The 19,028-nt window shown below is 47.9% G+C and carries 15 protein-coding genes; 10 read left to right on the top strand and 5 right to left on the bottom strand.

What is annotated here, in order from left to right:
* Window positions 1-97 precede the first annotated feature (97 nt).
* Window positions 98-1,312, top strand: a complete 1,215-nt coding sequence (locus ACK5NH_RS04370) for an RsmB/NOP family class I SAM-dependent RNA methyltransferase (protein ID WP_416917961.1) — start codon at window positions 98-100, stop codon at window positions 1,310-1,312.
* Between the two features lie 151 nt (window positions 1,313-1,463).
* A complete protein-coding gene (locus ACK5NH_RS04365; RefSeq protein WP_416917960.1) occupies window positions 1,464-3,722 on the top strand; it encodes an EAL domain-containing protein in 2,259 nt (752 codons plus the stop codon).
* Between the two features lie 52 nt (window positions 3,723-3,774).
* Here ACK5NH_RS04365 and ACK5NH_RS04360 read toward each other — a convergent pair whose 3' ends face one another.
* The gene (locus ACK5NH_RS04360) at window positions 3,775-4,785 is read right to left on the bottom strand and encodes a D-alanine--D-alanine ligase (RefSeq protein ID WP_416917959.1); all 1,011 of its coding nucleotides are present in this window, start codon (window positions 4,783-4,785) and stop codon (window positions 3,775-3,777) included.
* A gap of 262 nt (window positions 4,786-5,047) precedes the next feature.
* Window positions 5,048-6,448 carry an asparagine--tRNA ligase gene (asnS, locus tag ACK5NH_RS04355; RefSeq protein ID WP_037418214.1) on the bottom strand — a complete coding sequence of 467 codons (1,401 nt, stop codon included), beginning with the start codon at window positions 6,446-6,448 and terminating at the stop codon, window positions 5,048-5,050.
* A gap of 151 nt (window positions 6,449-6,599) precedes the next feature.
* Between asnS and ACK5NH_RS04350 the strand changes: the two genes are divergently transcribed.
* Window positions 6,600-6,935 carry a hypothetical protein gene (locus ACK5NH_RS04350; RefSeq protein WP_416917958.1) on the top strand — a complete coding sequence of 112 codons (336 nt, stop codon included), beginning with the start codon at window positions 6,600-6,602 and terminating at the stop codon, window positions 6,933-6,935.
* 24 nt (window positions 6,936-6,959) lie between these two features.
* On the opposite strand, the gene ACK5NH_RS04345 is transcribed toward ACK5NH_RS04350, so the two are convergent.
* Window positions 6,960-7,547 carry a CoA pyrophosphatase gene (locus ACK5NH_RS04345; protein WP_416917957.1) on the bottom strand — a complete coding sequence of 196 codons (588 nt, stop codon included), beginning with the start codon at window positions 7,545-7,547 and terminating at the stop codon, window positions 6,960-6,962.
* A 25-nt stretch (window positions 7,548-7,572) separates the two neighbouring features.
* Window positions 7,573-8,976 carry an aminodeoxychorismate synthase component I gene (gene pabB / locus ACK5NH_RS04340; protein ID WP_416917956.1) on the bottom strand — a complete coding sequence of 468 codons (1,404 nt, stop codon included), beginning with the start codon at window positions 8,974-8,976 and terminating at the stop codon, window positions 7,573-7,575.
* Window positions 8,977-9,097: 121 nt separating this feature from the next.
* Here pabB and ACK5NH_RS04335 point away from each other — a divergent pair, with 121 nt between their 5' ends.
* The 4 genes from ACK5NH_RS04335 to ACK5NH_RS04320 all read left to right on the top strand — a co-directional run bounded on the left by ACK5NH_RS04335 (window position 9,098) and on the right by ACK5NH_RS04320 (window position 14,574).
* Window positions 9,098-10,642, top strand: coding sequence for a fumarate hydratase (locus ACK5NH_RS04335; protein ID WP_416917955.1), 1,545 nt, complete (start codon window positions 9,098-9,100; stop codon window positions 10,640-10,642).
* A gap of 262 nt (window positions 10,643-10,904) precedes the next feature.
* On the top strand, window positions 10,905-12,956 hold the full coding sequence (locus ACK5NH_RS04330) for a prolyl oligopeptidase family serine peptidase (protein ID WP_416917954.1): 2,052 nt from the start codon (window positions 10,905-10,907) through the stop codon (window positions 12,954-12,956).
* A gap of 168 nt (window positions 12,957-13,124) precedes the next feature.
* Complete coding sequence (locus tag ACK5NH_RS04325) at window positions 13,125-13,583, top strand: GNAT family N-acetyltransferase (RefSeq protein ID WP_416917953.1); 459 nt, start codon at window positions 13,125-13,127, stop codon at window positions 13,581-13,583.
* A 55-nt stretch (window positions 13,584-13,638) separates the two neighbouring features.
* The gene (locus ACK5NH_RS04320) at window positions 13,639-14,574 is read left to right on the top strand and encodes a M14 family metallocarboxypeptidase (protein ID WP_416917952.1); all 936 of its coding nucleotides are present in this window, start codon (window positions 13,639-13,641) and stop codon (window positions 14,572-14,574) included.
* A gap of 215 nt (window positions 14,575-14,789) precedes the next feature.
* On the opposite strand, the gene ACK5NH_RS04315 is transcribed toward ACK5NH_RS04320, so the two are convergent.
* Entirely contained in the window at window positions 14,790-16,166 is a 1,377-nt protein-coding gene (locus ACK5NH_RS04315) for an L-serine ammonia-lyase (RefSeq protein WP_011717230.1), read from the bottom strand.
* Between the two features lie 384 nt (window positions 16,167-16,550).
* Here ACK5NH_RS04315 and nagZ point away from each other — a divergent pair, with 384 nt between their 5' ends.
* From nagZ to ACK5NH_RS04300, 3 genes are all read left to right on the top strand, one after another.
* Window positions 16,551-17,579, top strand: coding sequence for a beta-N-acetylhexosaminidase (nagZ, locus tag ACK5NH_RS04310; protein WP_416917951.1), 1,029 nt, complete (start codon window positions 16,551-16,553; stop codon window positions 17,577-17,579).
* A gap of 81 nt (window positions 17,580-17,660) precedes the next feature.
* Window positions 17,661-18,200 carry an alpha/beta hydrolase YcfP gene (ycfP, locus tag ACK5NH_RS04305; protein WP_416917950.1) on the top strand — a complete coding sequence of 180 codons (540 nt, stop codon included), beginning with the start codon at window positions 17,661-17,663 and terminating at the stop codon, window positions 18,198-18,200.
* 547 nt (window positions 18,201-18,747) lie between these two features.
* Entirely contained in the window at window positions 18,748-19,020 is a 273-nt protein-coding gene (locus ACK5NH_RS04300; protein ID WP_416917949.1) for an acylphosphatase, read from the top strand.
* Window positions 19,021-19,028 lie beyond the last annotated feature (8 nt).

Here is a 19,028-nt window from a genome sequence, read left to right as displayed (position 1 = left end):
TTTTTGCTCTGAAAGGGCAACTGGGCATCTGTTTACTTGCGTATTAGTGCCTGACCTCCTATGATCCCCCGGTTTTATTACTCACGGTGACCTGTAAATGTTGAATTCTCCGCTTTCTGCCAGCTCGAATGAATTAGTGATCAGTATCTTAGCTATGGTGCTAAGCGAAGGAAAACCCTTAGACCGGGCCTATTCTCAGCATTTTTCGGGATTAAAGTTAGTACCCGCCGAACAGGCGCGTATTGCCACTGTGACGGGCGATATTCTACGACGCTTAAATCTTTACTGTTTTTTAGCCGAAATCAAGCCGGAAGAAATGGAGCGTTTAGGCTCTAAGTTACTTAATGTGTGGCACTTATTCCACAAGCTGGAACTGCCCAAAATGCAGTATTCCTTGCCCGTGGATCCTGAGCGTTTAGCCGAGCTAATCGAACAGGCACAAAACCAACCCGTACTCTGGGACGGTTGCCCTGAATGGTTAGATGCCATGGGGCAAGCGCAACTTGGCGCGTCTTGGGACAAGGAGCGTGCCGCCTTAAGCACGCCGCCGAAACGTTTCCTGCGGGTCAATGGGTTAAAGGTCAGCCGTGATGAATTAGCGCAAAAATTAGCGGCCGAATTTGTGTCGACTAAAGTGGTTGATGGTGTTGATTCCGCCCTTGAGGTCACCTCTGACTCGGCGCTGTTCCGTACCAATTGTTTTAAAGACGGTTTATTTGAGCAGCAGGATGCAGGTTCACAGCGTGTGGCTGCGGCGCTCGATGCTAAACCAGGTATGCGAGTGATTGATGCCTGCGCGGGCGCGGGTGGCAAAACCTTGCATATTGCCGCACAGATGCAGGGCAAAGGGCGTTTGTTGGCGATGGATGTGGAGCAATGGAAACTCGACAACCTCAAAGAGCGCGCCCGCCGTAATGGCGCTCACAATATCGAAACACGTTTAATTGTGGGGTCTAAAACCATTAAACGCTTAAAACTCAGTGCCGATCGCGTATTGCTCGATGTGCCATGTTCAGGCCTTGGGGTATTAAAACGTAATCCCGACGCGAAATGGCGTGATACTGCAGAGCGTTTGCCGGTGTTGATGGAGTTGCAAAAGCATATCCTGAGCAGTTACAGCCGCATGGTGAAGGTTGGTGGCATTGTGGTGTACGCGACTTGCTCGATTTTCCCCTGTGAAAACCGCGGTCAAGTGGATGCATTTTTAGCAGAAAACCCCAATTTCCGCTTGCTCGAGGATGAAACTATCAGTCCTGCCGATAGCGGCTTTGATGGCTTTTATTTAGCAAAACTCGAACGAATTCAAGAATAAACCCACTCTAAATCTCGCCACTAAAGCAAGTTTTCATCCTCATTGAAAAGTTGCTTTAGTGTCTTTTAATACTTATAATTCACCCCTGATTTACAAAGCTTGTTCATCTTAGTAAGGTCGTTAACTTACGCGCTAAATGACTAAGGGATGTATGGACGAAGGAATTCAGGTTATAGGCAGTATCGGCGAGAAAAATATTCATTTTAATCAAAGCGTAAGCCTAGAATGCTATAGCGGCATTCTTTCTATGCTGCTTAATGGCGCACCATTAGCAGAAATTCTCCATGCTTTAGTCTTAAAAATCGAAGATCAGCGTTTAGGCACACACGCCTCCGTGTTGCTACTCAGTGAAGATGGTAAAAAGCTACTCACTGGCGCCGCGCCCCATTTACCCGACAGTTATAACCAAGCTATCCATGCGGTAGAAATTGGCCCTGAGGTCGGTTCCTGTGGTGCTGCGGCTTATACGGGTCAGCGCGTGATAGTAGAAGATATCGAGCATCATCCCTATTGGGCCTTTTATCAATCCTTTGTGTTAGCCCATGGGCTGAGGGCCTGCTGGTCTGAACCTATCAAAGATAGTCAAGGCAAGGTTCTCGGCACCTTTGCCATGTATTATGAGGAGGTTAAATCGCCAACTGACGCGGATTTAACCTTGATAGCCGAGGCGGCGAGACTGGCGAGTTTAGCGATAGAACGTAGTCGTTCGCTCGAGTTTCAGCGTCTTGCGGTGAAAATATTTGATCGCTTACCCCTTTCGTTAGTTATTACCAATGCCAGCTATTCAGTGCTCTATGCTAACGATGCTTTTACCCAGATGGTTTATCCTGAACCCACTGATACTCATGATTTTTGTCCCGAGCACTTTTTCTCTCCCTCCGAGCCACACGAAATTGATTCCTTGTTTCAACATCTTGCAGAAGGAAAAATGTGGCAGGGAGAATTGATTGGCCAGCGCGATAATGGCGAGACTTTCTACCTTGATTTAACTGTGACAGTATTTCGCGAATCCCACACAAACGAAAACGGTTTTGCCTGGTTATTCTCCGATATCAGTGAGCGTAAAAAAGCGGCGCAACTGATCAAATATCAAGCCAATAATGATTCCCTCACAGGGCTTGCGAACCGTAATGCTTTGTTTAGACAAATCCAAGAGCAGATATCCGCCGACAGTTTATCGCCCGGCTTTAGCTTTATGCTGATGGATTTAGATAACTTTAAACAAGTGAACGATACCTACGGTCACGACAAAGGGGATGCGCTGTTGGTGCAGGTGGTGGAGGTGATTAAAACCTGCCTGAATGATCAAGCAGTATTTTCACGCTTAGGCGGCGATGAGTTTGCGCTGCTTCTCCCGGGCATTGTGACGCAGCGGGAGTTGTCACAACTGGCGGAAAAAATTAATCAGCAGGTTTATCGGCGTTATGAGCTATCCCAGGATAAAGGGGTATACAGCTCTGTGAGTATAGGGATAGCGAGGTTTCCCGAGGATGCGCTGGATTTAGAGCAGCTATTAAATTGCGCCGATCAGGCTATGTATATCTCCAAGGCGAATGGACGTAATCGTTATCATTTTTTCACCGAACAAATGCAGCTAAACGCCGAACGTACGGCGAATTTGCATACGTTATTGAAACAAGCTCTAGAACAAGAAGCATTCGAGCTATATTTTCAGCCGATAGTCGATGCGACAACGGGGCTCATCCTGCGCGCTGAAGTGTTATTACGTTGGCAGCACGAGGGGCAATCTATCTCCCCCGATGAATTTATTCCCATCGCCGAAAACAGCGGCTTAATCGTCAATATTGGCCGTTATGTACGCAAGACCGTGATGCAAACCATCATCGACATGCAAGCACTGGGCTGGCCAATCAATTTAGCGGTAAACGTATCGACCTTTGAGTTTTGGTCCTATGAGTTGCAGGAGGCGTTTTGCGACTCTTTTGCCGATATTATCGAAGAGTTAGGCTTGATTGAGTTTCCCTACGAGCTTATCACCTTAGAAATCACTGAATCGCTGTTAATGAAACAGCATGTGCATTTAATCAAAGTACTGAATGAGTTACGCGGTCGTGGCATTAAGATCTCCCTCGATGACTTTGGTACTGGTTATTCTTCCTTATCCTATTTAGCGAATTTTCCGATAGATCAAATCAAAATCGATAAGAGCTTTATCGATAGATTGGATGAAGGAGAACGCCATCTTGCCTTGATTGAAGCGATAGTGCGCTTAAGTCATGCGCTGAATTTGAGTGTGACGGCGGAAGGGGTTGAGACACAGGCGCAGCTAGAGGTGATGAGGGATAACCAAGTCAATGAGATACAAGGTTATTTATTCTATAAGCCCATGCCCAAGGCGGCATTTTTTGAGTTGCTTGCCGAGCAGGCTGCGACTCATCGCCATTCATAATTGATTCAAACAAACTTAAAAAAAGAAGAGCGCCATAGGCGCTCTTGGTTTATCACTTAGCCGCTAACTGGCTGTTAATCACTAAACTTAGGTATTCGGTAAAATCATGCCCATGATTTTGCAGCATCTTGGGGAACATCGAAATCGGCGTGGAACCCGGGAAGGTATTGATTTCGTTTAGCAGGATTTCATTGTCTTGGGTTAAGAAAAAGTCGATACGGGACAGATGGCGTAACTTCATGCCCTTGAAGGCTTTAATCGCGTATTGGCGAATTTGATCGCTAATTTCTGCAGGCACGTTTTGTGCTACCACATCGGTGCGCGCCTTACTGCTTTTCGCGTATTTTTCATCGAAGGTGTAGAAGGTATTAGAATCACAGATGATTTCGCCCGGTAGGGTCGCGACCACTTCGCCTTGATACTCGTAAACGGCGACTTCAAGCTCACGTGCTTTAATCGTTTTTTCGACAATCACATAGGGCGCATAACCAAAGGCATCTTTGAGCACTTCGCTCACTTTGGCAGCATCATCCACCTTATAACAACCGACCGACGAGCCTTGAGACGCTGCCTTGACGAAAATCGAACCCCAGTTTGCAAGCGCCGCTTGGGTTTGGGCAATCGCCTCATCATCGTATTGATTTAAGAAGATATAAGGTGTGTTCGGAATGCCTAAGGCACTAAACCACATCTTAGCTGTGATCTTGTTAAAACAGTTGCTGCTGGCTTCGGATTCGCAACCAAAGTAGGGCAATTGGATTAGATTAAAGTAAGACTGAATATCGCCCGTCTCGCCCGGATAGCCGTGAATACAAGGGATCACATAATCCACAGGCCAAGGCGCCTTGGTCTCATCACGGAAGCGAATTTCGCGGTTATTGGTCAGCTCACAGTCATCGCCTGCGGCGGTTTGGTATTGGCCAAACTTGTCCAGTACCACGCGCAGTACATTAAACTGCTCGGATTTTGCTAATGAGGTTTCAAAATAATTAGCCGACAGTAGGGAAATATCGTGTTCCGCACTTCCACCGCCGCACAGCAAAAGTAAATTGATTTTTGACATTATGATTCCTCGATTGAGCAAAATGCTGTTGAGCTGCCTTTTGCAACTCGCTTACTAACGACAACTAGGTGACTTTTTGCCACTGGCTTTTATCTGTGCTGAGCACATAAGTTAGCCGCAGCCATCTTAGATTTCTTGCCCCCTAAAGTGCAAGGACTCAGGCAAAGGAGTTTGACCGAGTGATGAATTTTAACGCATTTTTACAGGCCAATAAAAAACGCGCCGAGGCGCGTTTTAAAGGATGAGTCTTTTAACGGACAAATTAGAAGTTCGCAGTGCGTGGAGCGCGTGGGAATGGGATCACGTCACGGATGTTCGATACGCCCGTTACATAAGACACTAAACGCTCGAAGCCCAGACCGAAACCTGCGTGTGGCACTGTGCCGTAACGGCGTAGATCGCGGTACCACCAGTAATCTTCTTTGTTCAGATCCATTTCTTCTAAACGCATATCCAGCACGTCTAAACGCTCTTCACGTTGTGAACCACCGATGATTTCACCGATGCCTGGGGCTAACACGTCCATCGCGGCAACGGTTTTACCATCTTCGTTAAGGCGCATGTAGAAGGCTTTGATATCTTTTGGATAGTTCTTCACAACCACAGGGGCTTTGAAGTGCTCTTCGGCCAGATAACGCTCGTGCTCAGAGGATAAGTCGATACCCCAAGACACAGGGAATTCGAACTCACGACCGCATTTTTGCAGAATGTCTACTGCATCGGTGTAATCCACTTGGGCGAAATCACTCGATACGAAAGATTGCAGACGCTCAATCACGGTTTTATCCACGTGCTGGGCGAAGAATTGTAAATCGTCCATACGCTCAGCTAATACGGCGTTAAAGGCGTATTTCAGCATGCCTTCGGCAAGGCTTGCGATATCGCTTAAGGTCGCGAAGGCCACTTCTGGCTCAACCATCCAGAATTCCGCTAAATGGCGGCTGGTGTTTGAGTTTTCAGCACGGAACGTCGGGCCAAAGGTATAGATTTTTGACAGGGCGCAGGCGTAGGTTTCGCCGTTCAACTGGCCCGATACAGTTAAGAATGCCTCTTTACCGAAGAAGTCTTTGTCATAGTCTACTTTGCCGTCGCTGGTGCGTGGCAGGTTTTCCATATCCAGTGTGGAAACACGGAACATTTCACCTGCGCCTTCACAGTCTGATGCGGTGATCAGCGGTGTAGACACCCACACGAAACCATTTTCGTGGTAGAAACGGTGAATCGCTTGAGATAAACAGTTACGTACGCGGGCAACGGCACCAATGATGTTGGTACGTGGACGTAAGTGCGCCAATTCGCGTAAATGCTCAATAGAGTGACGTTTAGCCGCCATTGGGTAAGTGTCTGGATCTTCAACCCAACCCGTCACTTCAACTTGTGTGACTTGCAGCTCATAGGCTTGGCCAGCGCCAGGAGATTCCACAATCTCACCAGTTACGATCACAGAGCAGCCAGCTGTCAGCTTTAACACTTCGTTGTCGTAATTTTCTAAGCTATTTGGCACAACACCTTGGATAGGATTAAAGCAGGAGCCGTCATAGACAGCTAAAAAAGAGATGCCAGCTTTCGAGTCACGACGGGTTCTGACCCAGCCACGGACTGTGACTGTCGAACCAACTGCGTGCTCACCTTTAAATACAGAAGCGACCGATGCAATGCTCATTGTTGCTTAGTTCTCCAACGAAACGTTTTATATGAAAATTTTTGGAGGTTTATATTACCTTGCTGGTGGCTTTTCTCAAGCTGAAAAAGGTATCCTGAGGTTAATATTACTAATATTGAGTGATAGGGTGCCTTAAAACTTGGGAGGCGGTATGCGGAAAGTCAAAATATTTCAGCTCATCCTCGCGACATTATCCATCTTAGGTTGGGCTGTAGCCGTCTATGCGCTGCTTGTTTACGGGGAGGCGAGACCCGAACGTGAGGTCGGTACCTATCTGAGTCGGGGGGCCACTTTCAGGCTATATTGGGATCCGCACGAAACCCAAGTGTTGCAATATCTTATCTGGATTTGCGGCGGCATTAGTTTGGTAAGTCTGGCGTTTAATTACTATGTCGCCCACCATAGCAAACTCGGTTATTGGTTTAATATTCCCTTGCTACTGTTAACCTCACTGGCGGCGGGTTTATATGTGCATTTTGTGATTTAAACAGTTTCAAGGCTTGAGCGCTGTTTACAACATATCCTCGGGCAGACTCAAATGCCGACAGAGGTGATCGATGATCGCCGCCGTCGCGCCCCATATAAAGCGTTGTTGGTACGGAATAAAATGCACGCTGTAATAGCGCCCTTGGCGTAAAAATTGTTTGCGGTGGCGATTCTGTGGCTCGATAAAAAAACTTAAGGGCACGGTAAAGCAGTCGGCGACTTCGCCGGGATCGAGCCTTAAGGCAAAATCCTGCTTGATCATGCCCACCACTGGGGTGATTTCAAAACCGGTAAAGGTATTGTGTGCGGGGAACGTGCCAATCACCTCGACATTTTCCCGGCAAAGCCCAATTTCCTCTTCAGCTTCCCTAAGTGCTGCCGTAATGGCGCTGCTGTCACTGGGTTCAATCTTGCCGCCAGGAAAGCTAATTTGCCCAGGGTGCGCCCTAAGGTGCATCGGTCTTTGGGTTAAAATCAGATTGAGCTCGCCCTGGATTTCCTGCAAGGGAATGAGTACCGCGGCTTTACGCAACCCAAGGTGAGGGATAGCCGCCGGATCTTGCGTGGCTAAAGGATGCAGATTAAATCTGAGTCTAAATTCCGCTTGATCCATAGGCTTCCTATTCGTTTCCTGACGCTTATTGAGGGCTATCGAGTAAGGGTAAGATGCGGCTAATCTTATCGAAGCTTTCTTGGTACTCGGCATCGACATTCGAGTCGGCCACTATGCCGCCGCCCGCCCAGCAATAGAGTTTACCTTGCTCAGCCACGATAGTGCGGATGGTGATACTGGTGTCCATTTGCCCATCTTGGCTGATATACCCCATGGAGCCACAATACAGACTGCGGCGTGAGGGTTCCAGTTCTTCAATAATTTCCATGGCGCGGATTTTAGGCGCACCGGTAATCGAACCGCCGGGAAAGGCCGCCCGCAGCAAGTCACAGGCGTGGTATTGTGGGTCGAGTTTTGCGGTAACGGTACTGACTAAATGGTGCACCGCCGGAAAGCTTTCGACAGCAAACAAATGTGGCACTTGCACCGAGCCGGGTGCTGCAACTTTACCTATGTCATTACGCAGCAGATCCACAATCATCACGTTTTCGGCGCGGTCCTTAGGGGAATGGGCAAGTGTATGCGCCGCTTGCTTATCTAGCGCCGGGTCAGCATGGCGCGGCAGAGTGCCTTTAATCGGCTTAGTCTGAATATCTTCACCGCGAAGCTGAATAAAGCGTTCAGGCGAAATTGATAATATTGCGTTGCTTTCAAGGCGCATAAAGGCGGAGAAGGGCGCCTGATTGGCACTTCGTAGTTTGCAGTAGGCGCGCCATTCATCGCCTTGATACTCAGCTTCAAAGCGCTGGGTTAAATTAATTTGATAGCAATCCCCGCTGTGAAGATACGCCTGTATTTGATTAAATTTTGAGGTGTAATGGGCTTTTGTGAGCTGCGCCGACCAAGGGCTGGTGAGGCAAAATTCAGCCTGTTTTGTAGTGTTGGCGATTTTTGCTTCAATGATTTTCAATTGAGCATCGAGGGCGGCATCCCCCAAATAGTGCACCATAAACCAGCTTTGCTGCTGATAATCAAAAATCAGTGCCCAGTCGTAGAAACCAATATTCATTTCGCCAAGGTGAATATCCTGCGCCGCAGTGCAGGGGAGCTGTTCAATTCGGCGGCCTAAATCATAACTAAAACTACCCATGGCACCGCCACTGAAGGGAAGATCGCAGGCAAAAGATTGTGGATACCAATGGTGCAGCAGCTGATCTACCAATGTAAAGGGATCATCCAGTGGGTTTAGGTGAGCTAGTTTGGCTAATTCGGGAAGATGAACTTGAATGTCTGTCAGCTCGCCTTGGGTGATTAGGGTGGCGATGGGACAGGCGCAAATGATATCGAATTTAGCGTCCTGATGGGGCGCATTGGCCGAGTCGAGCAGTATGGCCCACGGCTCAGCCGCAAAGTGTTCGAAAACAGTTGCTGTGCTGAATGTCCAGTCAAGTTGGCGTACTGCCAGCGGTAATGCCGCCCTATTTGCCATCAATTAACCCTATCTAAAAATGTGATGTAGCCCAAAAAGATGGGAAAGAGTATCATATTGGCCCAGAAAGAATTACACAAAAAACAAGTAAGGCCCTAAAGGCTGCTGGAGCGCACCTACTATGTCATCTCACCATGAAACGTCTGAAAATGTAGTGATTAAACAAGCCGACTTTATTGAAAGTGTGGCCGATGCCCTGCAATACATCTCCTATTATCATCCCAAAGATTTTGTTGATGCCATGAGCGAAGCTTATGAGCGTGAGCAAAGTGCGGCTGCGAAAGATGCGATTGCCCAAATTTTGATTAACTCGCGCATGTCTGCCGAAGGTAAACGTCCACTGTGCCAAGACACAGGTATCGTGACCACCTTCGTCAAGATTGGTATGGGGGTTAAGTGGGACAAAACCGATATGACCGTGCAAGAGATGGTCGATGAAGGTGTTCGCCGCGCTTACACTAACCCAGATAACCCACTGCGTGCATCGATTGTCGCTGACCCTGCTGGTAGCCGTAAAAACACCAAAGACAACACGCCATCCGTCGTGCATATCGATATGGTGCCGGGTAACCATATTGAAGTCGCTATCGCAGCCAAGGGCGGCGGCAGTGAAAACAAAGCTAAGATGGTGATGTTAAACCCATCTGATGATATCGCCGCTTGGGTTGAAAAAACGCTGCCAACGATGGGCGCGGGCTGGTGTCCTCCTGGTATGCTCGGCATCGGAATTGGCGGCACCGCTGAAAAGGCGGCTGTACTCGCGAAAGAAGCGCTGATGGAAAGCGTGGATATCCATGAGTTAATGGCGCGCGGCGCAGAAACCAGCGAAGAAAAACTGCGTTTAGATATTTTCGAACGTGCTAACAACCTCGGTATTGGGGCGCAGGGCTTGGGCGGTTTAACCACAGTGTTAGACGTGAAAATCAAATCTGCACCGACCCATGCAGCATCAAAACCTGTAGTAATGATCCCCAACTGCGCGGCAACTCGCCACGTTCACTTCCACTTAGATGGTTCGGGTCCTGCTGATCTTGCGCCTCCTTCACTTAGCGACTGGCCAGAAATCACTCGCGAAGTGGGCAGCGATGTGCGCCGTGTAAACTTAGACACTGTGACGCAAGCCGATATCGAGCAGTGGAAGAGCGGTGAAACCATTCTGTTAAGCGGTCAAATGCTGACAGGCCGTGACGCTGCCCATAAGCGTATCCAAAGCCTGATTGAAAGCGGCGAAGGTTTACCTGAGGGCGTTGATTTCACAGGCAAGTTTATTTACTACGTGGGCCCTGTTGACCCAGTCGGTAACGAAGTCGTGGGTCCAGCAGGCCCAACAACTGCGACCCGTATGGACAAATTCACCGATCTGATGCTGGAAAAAACCGGCCTGATGGGCATGATTGGTAAGGCTGAGCGTGGTCCTGCGACCGTTGAGTCTATCAAGAAGCACAAAGCTGTGTACCTGATGGCCGTTGGCGGCGCGGCTTACTTAGTGTCGAAAGCCATTAAGAAATCACGCGTAGTGGCTTTTGCCGATTTAGGTATGGAAGCGATTTACGAGTTTGACGTTGAAGATATGCCAGTGACTGTGGCGGTTGACTCAAACGGCGTGAATGCACATGAAACGGGCCCTGCAATTTGGAAAGTGAATATCGCTAACGCGAAAGCCTAAGCGAATGTCTCCCTTACAAAAAATGTCGCTTTTTTAAGCTGCGTTTGAGTGAAAAAGGGAGGCGAGTGGTACTCGATAAGACCATTCGAGGCTGACTGACAATTTGTCACAAAAAAATACGCTCAAGTACGCCTTTTGGCTTGCTTGAGCGTTTTTGTTTCGTTAGTGTGGCAAACTTATCTTCACAAAGACGATTGATGGTCGTTTTTACCCTTCATTCGGAACAACTGCCGAATGTGTTTAACGAAAGATGGATATAACAATGAAAATAGCTCCTCTCCTATTGGCGCTTGGCGCTGCAGGTTTGGCCTGTTCAGCCCACGCGGCTGATCCTAAGCCTTTTACTGTGCAACAGCTGGTTAAACTCAACAAATTGCATTCTGCCGCGGTGTCCCACGACGGTACAAAACTGGTCTATGGCCTGAAAACCGTTAATGACAAGGGAGAGGCGAGCTCAGATTTATTTATTCTCGATCTGACGCAAGCGGATGCTAAACCGATGCAGCTCACCTCTGCTGCGGGTACTGAGCACGATGTCAGCTTCGCAAACGATGACAAATCGATTTATTTCCTCGCCAGCCGCAACGGTTCAAGCCAACTGTTCCAACTGCCATTAACGGGCGGCGAAGCGCAGCAAGTTTCTGATCTGCCATTGGATATCGATGGTTACAAACTCTCTAACGATGGCAAGCAAATCGTGCTCAGCATGCGCGTCTTCCCAGAGTGTAAAGACTTAGCTTGTTCAAAAGACAAATTTAAAGCCGAAGAAGAGCGTAAATCGACAGGCCGTGAATACAAGCAGTTGATGGTGCGTCACTGGGACACGTGGGAAGATCATGCCCGTAACCACTTATTTGTGGGTGCCCTTAACGGCGAGAAGCTGACCAAAGTGGTGGACATCACCCAAGGTTTAGATACAGAAACCCCACCTAAGCCATTCTCAGGCATGGAAGAAGTGACTTTCACCCCTGACGGTAAATATGTGGTGTACAGCGCCAAAGCGCCAAGTAAAGATCAAGCTTGGACGACAAACTACGATTTGTGGCAGGTGAGTGTGAACGGTGGCAAAGCCACTAACTTAACCGCCGATAACATCGCTTGGGACGCCCAGCCAACCTTCTCAAGTGATGGCCGTTATATGGCATACCTCGCCATGACCAAACCCGGATTTGAGGCCGACCGTTACCGCATCATGTTGCGTGATACCACTACGGGCCAGTCGAAAGAAGTGGCACCGCTGTGGGACAGAAGCCCAAGCTCGCTGATGTTTGCACCGGACAACCGTACTCTGTATGTGACGGCACAGGACATTGGCCAAGTGTCTATTTTCAAAGTGAATACTCAGTTTGGTGATGTGCAGTCTGTCTACAGCGACGGCAGCAATAGTCTGATTGCGATCGCCGACGATCAACTGATCTTCGACAGCAAAACCTTAGTTGAGCCGGGCGATCTGTACCGCATCAACACCGACGGTCAAGGCCTGAAACGTCTGACTGAAGTCAACAAAGACAAACTGGCCGAAATCAAATTCGGTGAATTCCAACAATTTAGCTTTAAAGGTTGGAACAACGAAGATGTTTACGGTTACTGGATCAAACCTGCTAACTACCAAGAAGGCAAAAAGTATCCGATTGCATACCTAGTCCACGGTGGTCCACAAGGTTCATTTGGTAACGCCTTCAGTGGTCGCTGGAACGCCCAGTTATGGGCAGGCGCGGGTTATGGTGTTGTGATGGTGGACTTCCACGGTTCAACCGGTTACGGCCAAGCTTTTACCGATTCTATCAGCCAAGATTGGGGCGGTAAGCCATTAGAAGACTTACAAAAAGGTCTGGCAGCGGTGAGCCAACAACAAAAATGGCTCGATCCACAAAATGCCTGTGCCTTGGGTGGCTCTTACGGCGGCTACATGATGAACTGGATCCAAGGCAACTGGAACGATGGCTTTAAGTGCCTCGTTAACCACGCGGGTCTATTCGATATGCGCTCCATGTACTATGTGACCGAAGAAGTGTGGTTCCCAGAGCATGAGTTTGGCGGCACTTACTCAGATAACAAAGCCTTATATGAGAAGTTTAACCCAGTAAACTATGTGGAAAACTGGAAGACGCCTATGCTGGTTATTCATGGCGAGAAGGACTTCCGCGTGCCTTATGGCCAAGGTTTAGCCTCATTCAGCTATATGCAGCGTAAGGGGATCCCATCAGAGCTGTTAATTTTCCCTGATGAAAACCACTGGATCTTAAAGCCAGAAAACCTAGAACAATGGTACGCGAACGTGTTCCGTTGGATGGACAGCTGGACGAAAAAGTAATCGAGGATGATGGACTTAAATCCACTGGGTATTAAGTCCCGTTAACTTGTTGCCAAAGCCAGAACCCTGTTCTGGCTTTTTAATAATTGGATTGTTTGTATCCAGCTAATCACACCGTTGAACGAATGGAGTTAAATACTGGCTACAGTTATCTATCAAGGAATGAAGATGCTGATCAGAGCGGCGAGCACAACAGATATTGAAGCGATAAGCGCATTAATCACGCAGCTTACACAAGTTTATATCGCTCCCACGTGCACTGATGTGGGCGCAGAAACCTTAGTCAAAGCCATGTCGGTTGAGTCGGTGGCGCATTATTTTGCCTTAGGTTATCAATATCATGTCGCAGTGAATGAGGCTGGCGAACTCGTCGGTGTGTTGGGGATGAAGGATAACAGTCATCTTTATCATCTATTTGTGGCGGATATTGCCAAGGGGCAAGGCCTGTCGCGTCAGCTGTGGGAGCTTGCTAAAGCTGAGTGTCTAGCTAAGGGGAATCCCGGCACTTTTACCGTCAACTCGGCGGTGAATGCGCTGCCTGTCTATCAGCACTTTGGCTTTGTTGCACAAAGTGATATTCGCGAGCGCGGTGGGATCTGCGATATTCCAATGCAACTCGTGCTTTGATGTCTAACGATCTTTAACCATAAGACCAAAACATAAAATCAGAAGAAGAGAACCTATGGCGAATGTAAGTTTTTACCCAATCGGGACAGTCGGAGAAAAATGGGGCGATGCCGAAAAGGCTGCATGGTTTGCTAGCACGCAAATTAAGCGTTCTTACCAAGACAATGTTGTCACGCCACTAAAAACGATGGAGTCACAACTGGCCGAAATAGGGCTGAGTGTGGTGCAATATGGCGCCTTATCGATTGATTCTGCGCGTTATCCTTTGTTTGCGGTCAAGTCAGCAAGCTTCGATCCTAACAAGAAAACGGTGTTAGTCACGGGGGGCGTACACGGTTACGAAACCAGTGGCGTGCATGGCGCCTTGGCCTTTTTGGCTAACAACGCGGCTCACTATGCGAATCGGGTAAACTTAGTGGTAGCAGTGTGTGTAAGCCCTTGGGGTTATGAGACCATTAATCGCTGGAACCCGAAAGCTATCGATCCAAACCGCTCGTTTTATGCCAATAGCCCAGCAGAAGAATCGGCAGCACTGATGGCACTGGTGGCAAGCGTCCCACAAGGTTTTGATGTGCATGTGGATTTACATGAAACCACCGACTCGGATGAAGATGAATTTCGTCCAGCCTTGGCCGCGCGTGATGGCAAAGACTTTATCCCCGGCACCATTCCAGATGGTTTTTATGCCGTAGGCGATACCGAAAATCCACAGGATGCCTTCCAAAAGGCGATTATCGATGGTGTGAGTAAAGTTACCCATATCGCACCTGCCGATGATAAGGGTGAGATTATCGGCTCGACTGTGGTGCAACACGGGGTGATCAACTACCCATTGAAAGCACTTGGTTTATGTAGCAGTGTGACGGGCTGTATCTATAACACTACCACTGAAGTGTATCCCGATAGCCCATCGGCCACGCCGGCGGAGTGTAACTTAGCCCAAGTGGCTGCGATCACTAGTGCCATCGACTATGTGCTAGCAATAAATTGATTTGCCAAATTGCTCACAGTTCTTACCCATTAAAAGTAAAAATCGATGCTCAGTGAGAACCTAGATTAATGTGGTTTCCAAATATGTTAAATTGCCAGTGATTTAACTTTTAAATCAACATAAAAAAGCAATGCCGCGCTTAATCGTTTTGGTTTGAACGGTTAAGCGCGGCATTACAACATTAAATTGTTAATTAAATTAACAGCTTAAGTGGGTTAACACTCTACAATATTTACGGCTAGGCCGCCTTTGGCGGTTTCTTTGTATTTACTGCGCATATCTTTACCTGTATCCATCATTGTTTTGATCACTTTATCCAGTGAGACCTTGTGGTTACCGTCGCCGCGCAGCGCCATGCGAGATGCGTTAATGGCCTTAATTGCGCCCATCGCATTACGTTCAATACAAGGAACTTGTACTAGGCCGCCAACGGGGTCGCAGGTCAAGCCTAAGTTATGTTCCATACCGATTTCAGCTGCGTTCTCAACATGTTCGACTGTGCCGCCCATGATCTCGGTCAACGCGCCCGCCGCCATTGAGCAGGCTACGCCAACTTCACCCTGACAGCCGACTTCAGCGCCCGAAATCGAGGCATTTTTCTTATACAGAATACCAATGGCAGCTGCGGTTAACAGGTAACGGGCGCAGACATCGATATCGACTTCTTGCACGAAGGTATCATAGTAACAAAGCACGGCAGGAATAATGCCCGCGGCGCCGTTTGTCGGCGCGGTCACGACGCGATCGCCAGCTGCGTTTTGCTCGTTTACTGAGAGGGCGAATAAATCGACCCAATCCATCGCTGTTAATGGGTCGACGTTGTTACGGCCTTCAGCTTTGAGACGACGATAGAGTGCTGGTGCACGGCGACGCAGCTTTAAACCGCCAGGTAGAATACCTTCCTTCTGATAACCTCGTTCAATACAGGTCTTCATGGTTTGCCAGATATTCCACAGTTTCGCTTTGACTTCTTCTTCGCTGGCAAGGCTAAGCTCGTTGGCCATCATCAGGGAAGAAATGCTGAGGCCATGCTCGGTACATAAATCCAATAATTGTGCGCTGCTATTAAAATCGTAAGGTGCTGATTCAATTTGCGACGCGGGTGAGGCGTTGCGTTGATGAATTTCATCTTCATCTAAGATAAAGCCGCCCCCGACAGAGTAATAAGTGCGCTCGAAAATACATTCGCCTTTGCTGTAGGCATACAGTGTCATGGCGTTTGCATGGGCGGGGAGGGTCTTACGTCTATGGTAGGTGATGCCGTCTTCACGGGTAAACTTCACTACTTTGCCGCAGCTCAGAGTAAGGGTCTCATTTTTAGACACTTGTTCAAGAATGCCATCGATGCTGTCAGTGTCGACGGTTTCAGGATCTTCACCCATTAGGCCTAAAATCACCGCTTTACCCGTGCCGTGGCCTTTACCCGTTTGGCCGAGAGAACCAAAAAGTTCGGCTCTTAATTCATCCACTTGGGCAATTTGGCCCGAGTCAGCAAGGTGCTGCATAAAAATTTTGCCCGCTTTCATTGGGCCAACAGTGTGTGAACTCGAAGGGCCAATGCCGATCTTGAACATATCGAATACGCTAATCATGATTGAAGTCCTGTTGTGTCTCGATTTTTATTTTAGTATCTGTGTGGATGATCTTTACAGTTATGGCGCCAATACGCTGGTTTTTATGCCATGAACTCTGGCAAACTTCTGACATCAACCACGCAAAATTTGCTTGTGTGATACGCTTAAGACCAGTATCCCACAGATTAGTATCAAGATTCACATTAGTTTTTTTGATTAGAAAGACTTCGGATAAGCTCAGCTTAATTAGCTTGTGGTGAATGTCGATTTAATCGGCAACATAATCGCTTTGGGGCAAAGTGTGACGGCGAATGGCTCGCTTTTAGGGGATTTTTGTGAACCCAGTGGTCAGTATCGCTATGGTTGTTTTTTGAGTATGAATAAGAATTTTTAGGGAGAAATATGAGTTATCTAATGTTGGATCTGCTGTCTTTAGAGGTCAGTGAGGCAGAAGCCGAGATGCTGCGTTATCCGCAGGTGGGTGGTTTGATCCTGTTTTCCCGCAACTTTGCTAGTCGTGAACAATTAATCACCTTAGTGCAGCAGATCCGTCAAATTCGTCCCGAGATATTGATTGCCGTTGACCACGAAGGCGGGCGAGTGCAACGATTCCGTGAAGGATTTACCCTTATTCCGGCTATGGGCGATATTCTGCCTGCGGCAAAAGGCGATATGGTTCTAGCGAAACGTTGGGCCTGTGAATTAGGCTTTTTAATGGCCATCGAATTACTCGCCTGCGATATCGACTTAAGCTTTGCGCCTGTGCTCGATCTTAATGGCATTAGCCAAGTGATTGGCAAACGTAGTTTTAGTGCAAAGCCTGATGAAGTCATAGCCCTAGCGCAGAGTTTTATTGAGGGCATGGCCGAGGCGGGCATGGGCGCAGTGGGTAAGCATTTCCCCGGTCATGGCAGCGTGGCGGCAGATTCCCATATCGCGCAACCTATCGATGAACGTGAAGCTGAGGCGATTTTTAATCAAGATATTTTGCCGTTTAAAGAGTTGATTGCTAAAGGTAAATTATCGGGCATTATGCCTGCTCATGTCATTTACCCTAAAGTTGACCCCAATCCTGCGGGCTTTTCAACCTACTGGTTAAAGCAGATCCTACGCCAAGAGCTGGGCTTTAACGGGGTGATTTTCTCCGACGACCTAGGCATGAAGGGCGCTTCCTTTGCGGGGGATTATTTAGGCCGCGCCCAAGCTGCGTTGGATGCGGGCTGCGATATGATTTTGGTTTGTAACGATAATCCGGGCGTCATGTCACTGTTAAATGGCTTTGTGTGGCCCGCCGCGGTGCCACAACATCCGGCGAGTTTACTCAAACCCAATGCGGCGCAAACTGCTATCGCATTAGAAAACGCTAGCCGTTGGGAAAATGCTAAGCAGCTGGCTGAGCAAATCCAGCTCGCACAACAGGCAAAAGTTTGATGTAGCGCAAGGTTCTACAATGAATATTTGCTAGGGTTAGTGGCATGCGCCGTGTTTGGCAGATTGTTAAAAGGTCTCAATATGATTTTTTATCTTCATGGATTCGATGCAACTAGCCCTGGTAATCACGAAAAAATGCGTCAGTTGCAGTTTATTGACCCAGATGTACGGCTTATCAGCTACAGTACTTTGCATCCCAAGCATGATATGCAGCATTTATTGAAAGAAGTCGCCAAGCAAATGCAGTATTGCGACGATCCCGCACCGTTAATGGTCGGGGTCGGCCTAGGGGCGTATTGGGCTGAGCGAATTGGCTTTTTAAACGGGTTAAAGTCGGTGTTAATCAATCCCAATCTTCATCCCGAAGAGACGATGCAAGGGAAAATTGACCGCCCGGAAGAGTATGCCGATATCGCCAGTAAGTGTGTATCTGAATTCAGGTTGAAGAATACCCATAAAGCCATGTGTATTTTGTCGCGTGTGGATGAAGTGCTCGACAGTGAGGCTAGCGCCGCGGCACTCAAGCCTTATTACCCCATCGAATGGGACGAGACGCAGCCCCATAAATTTCCGCAGTTAGCTGCACATCTTCCTAAGATAAAAGCCTTTAAACTGGGTTAACGTTTGACGTGTTTGTCTTGTGATTGTGTCTTGTGATTAAAAAGGCTTATCGTCGCTCATTTAGGCGATAAGCACTTTCATATCAACTCCGTATTTTCCCCTTTGGATCTGTTACGCATCAATCTATTAGATTTGTCTGCCTTGGGAATACAAGGCGATAATTTATGCCATTATTTGGAATGTGTGACGGTATATATTATTGGTTTAGCTGGTTATTTCAGCAAAAAGCATTAAATAATCCCTATTTGTGTGGCTTTATCTATCATTTTGTTGAAATTAATAATGAATTGTGTAAAGTAGCCCCTCTTAATAGTTTGTTACAAAATGCTACAAACTTTTATGCCAATTAGTCCATTTATGGACAACCTTTTGCGTATGTCGCCCGACACAGCTAACAGCGGTCTCGTTAGCTGTTTTTTTATCTTGCTTTGCTGTGTTTCACTTAAAAATCCATCATTTACTCATGCTTAAGCCCAAGCAAGTTGAAAACTCGGCTATGCTTAATATCGCATAACAATAACAAACTCACCTTGTTCAGGAGACGAAAATGAAACGGGTGCTGATCCGATTGATGGGAAAAGTGCAGGGCGTAGGTTGCAGACATGCAACTCTCACCAAAGCTCGTACGCTTGGCGTCACAGGCTATGTGACCAACTGCGCCGATGGCAGCGTTGAAGTTCTTGCCCAGGGCAGTAATCCGGCGGTGGATAGTCTTATCGCCTGGTGCGAGGTGGGCGTGCCTTGTACCGACGGGTTGACGGTAATAGTGGAAGAAGACCAAGGTGACGATATTTACTTGGATTTTTCGATAGTGCGCTGATGCTCTTT

Source organism: Shewanella sp., assembly GCF_047975355.1.
Lineage (GTDB): Bacteria > Pseudomonadota > Gammaproteobacteria > Enterobacterales > Shewanellaceae > Shewanella.
The sequence above is the reverse complement of the archived record's forward strand: the minus strand, read 5'-3'. Positions and strand labels throughout refer to the sequence as shown.

Excerpts from the sequence above, each read along its gene's own strand:
- ACK5NH_RS04370 (WP_416917961.1), top strand. The coding sequence starts at position 98 with ATGTTGAATTCTCCGCTTTCTGCCAGCTCGAATGAATTAGTGATCAGT.
- ACK5NH_RS04365 (WP_416917960.1), top strand. The coding sequence starts at position 1,464 with ATGGACGAAGGAATTCAGGTTATAGGCAGTATCGGCGAGAAAAATATT.
- ACK5NH_RS04360 (WP_416917959.1), bottom strand. The coding sequence starts at position 4,785 with ATGTCAAAAATCAATTTACTTTTGCTGTGCGGCGGTGGAAGTGCGGAA.
- asnS (WP_037418214.1), bottom strand. The coding sequence starts at position 6,448 with ATGAGCATTGCATCGGTCGCTTCTGTATTTAAAGGTGAGCACGCAGTT.
- ACK5NH_RS04350 (WP_416917958.1), top strand. The coding sequence starts at position 6,600 with ATGCGGAAAGTCAAAATATTTCAGCTCATCCTCGCGACATTATCCATC.
- ACK5NH_RS04345 (WP_416917957.1), bottom strand. The coding sequence starts at position 7,547 with ATGGATCAAGCGGAATTTAGACTCAGATTTAATCTGCATCCTTTAGCC.
- pabB (WP_416917956.1), bottom strand. The coding sequence starts at position 8,976 with ATGGCAAATAGGGCGGCATTACCGCTGGCAGTACGCCAACTTGACTGG.
- ACK5NH_RS04335 (WP_416917955.1), top strand. The coding sequence starts at position 9,098 with ATGTCATCTCACCATGAAACGTCTGAAAATGTAGTGATTAAACAAGCC.
- ACK5NH_RS04330 (WP_416917954.1), top strand. The coding sequence starts at position 10,905 with ATGAAAATAGCTCCTCTCCTATTGGCGCTTGGCGCTGCAGGTTTGGCC.
- ACK5NH_RS04325 (WP_416917953.1), top strand. The coding sequence starts at position 13,125 with ATGCTGATCAGAGCGGCGAGCACAACAGATATTGAAGCGATAAGCGCA.
- ACK5NH_RS04320 (WP_416917952.1), top strand. The coding sequence starts at position 13,639 with ATGGCGAATGTAAGTTTTTACCCAATCGGGACAGTCGGAGAAAAATGG.
- ACK5NH_RS04315 (WP_011717230.1), bottom strand. The coding sequence starts at position 16,166 with ATGATTAGCGTATTCGATATGTTCAAGATCGGCATTGGCCCTTCGAGT.
- nagZ (WP_416917951.1), top strand. The coding sequence starts at position 16,551 with ATGAGTTATCTAATGTTGGATCTGCTGTCTTTAGAGGTCAGTGAGGCA.
- ycfP (WP_416917950.1), top strand. The coding sequence starts at position 17,661 with ATGATTTTTTATCTTCATGGATTCGATGCAACTAGCCCTGGTAATCAC.
- ACK5NH_RS04300 (WP_416917949.1), top strand. The coding sequence starts at position 18,748 with ATGAAACGGGTGCTGATCCGATTGATGGGAAAAGTGCAGGGCGTAGGT.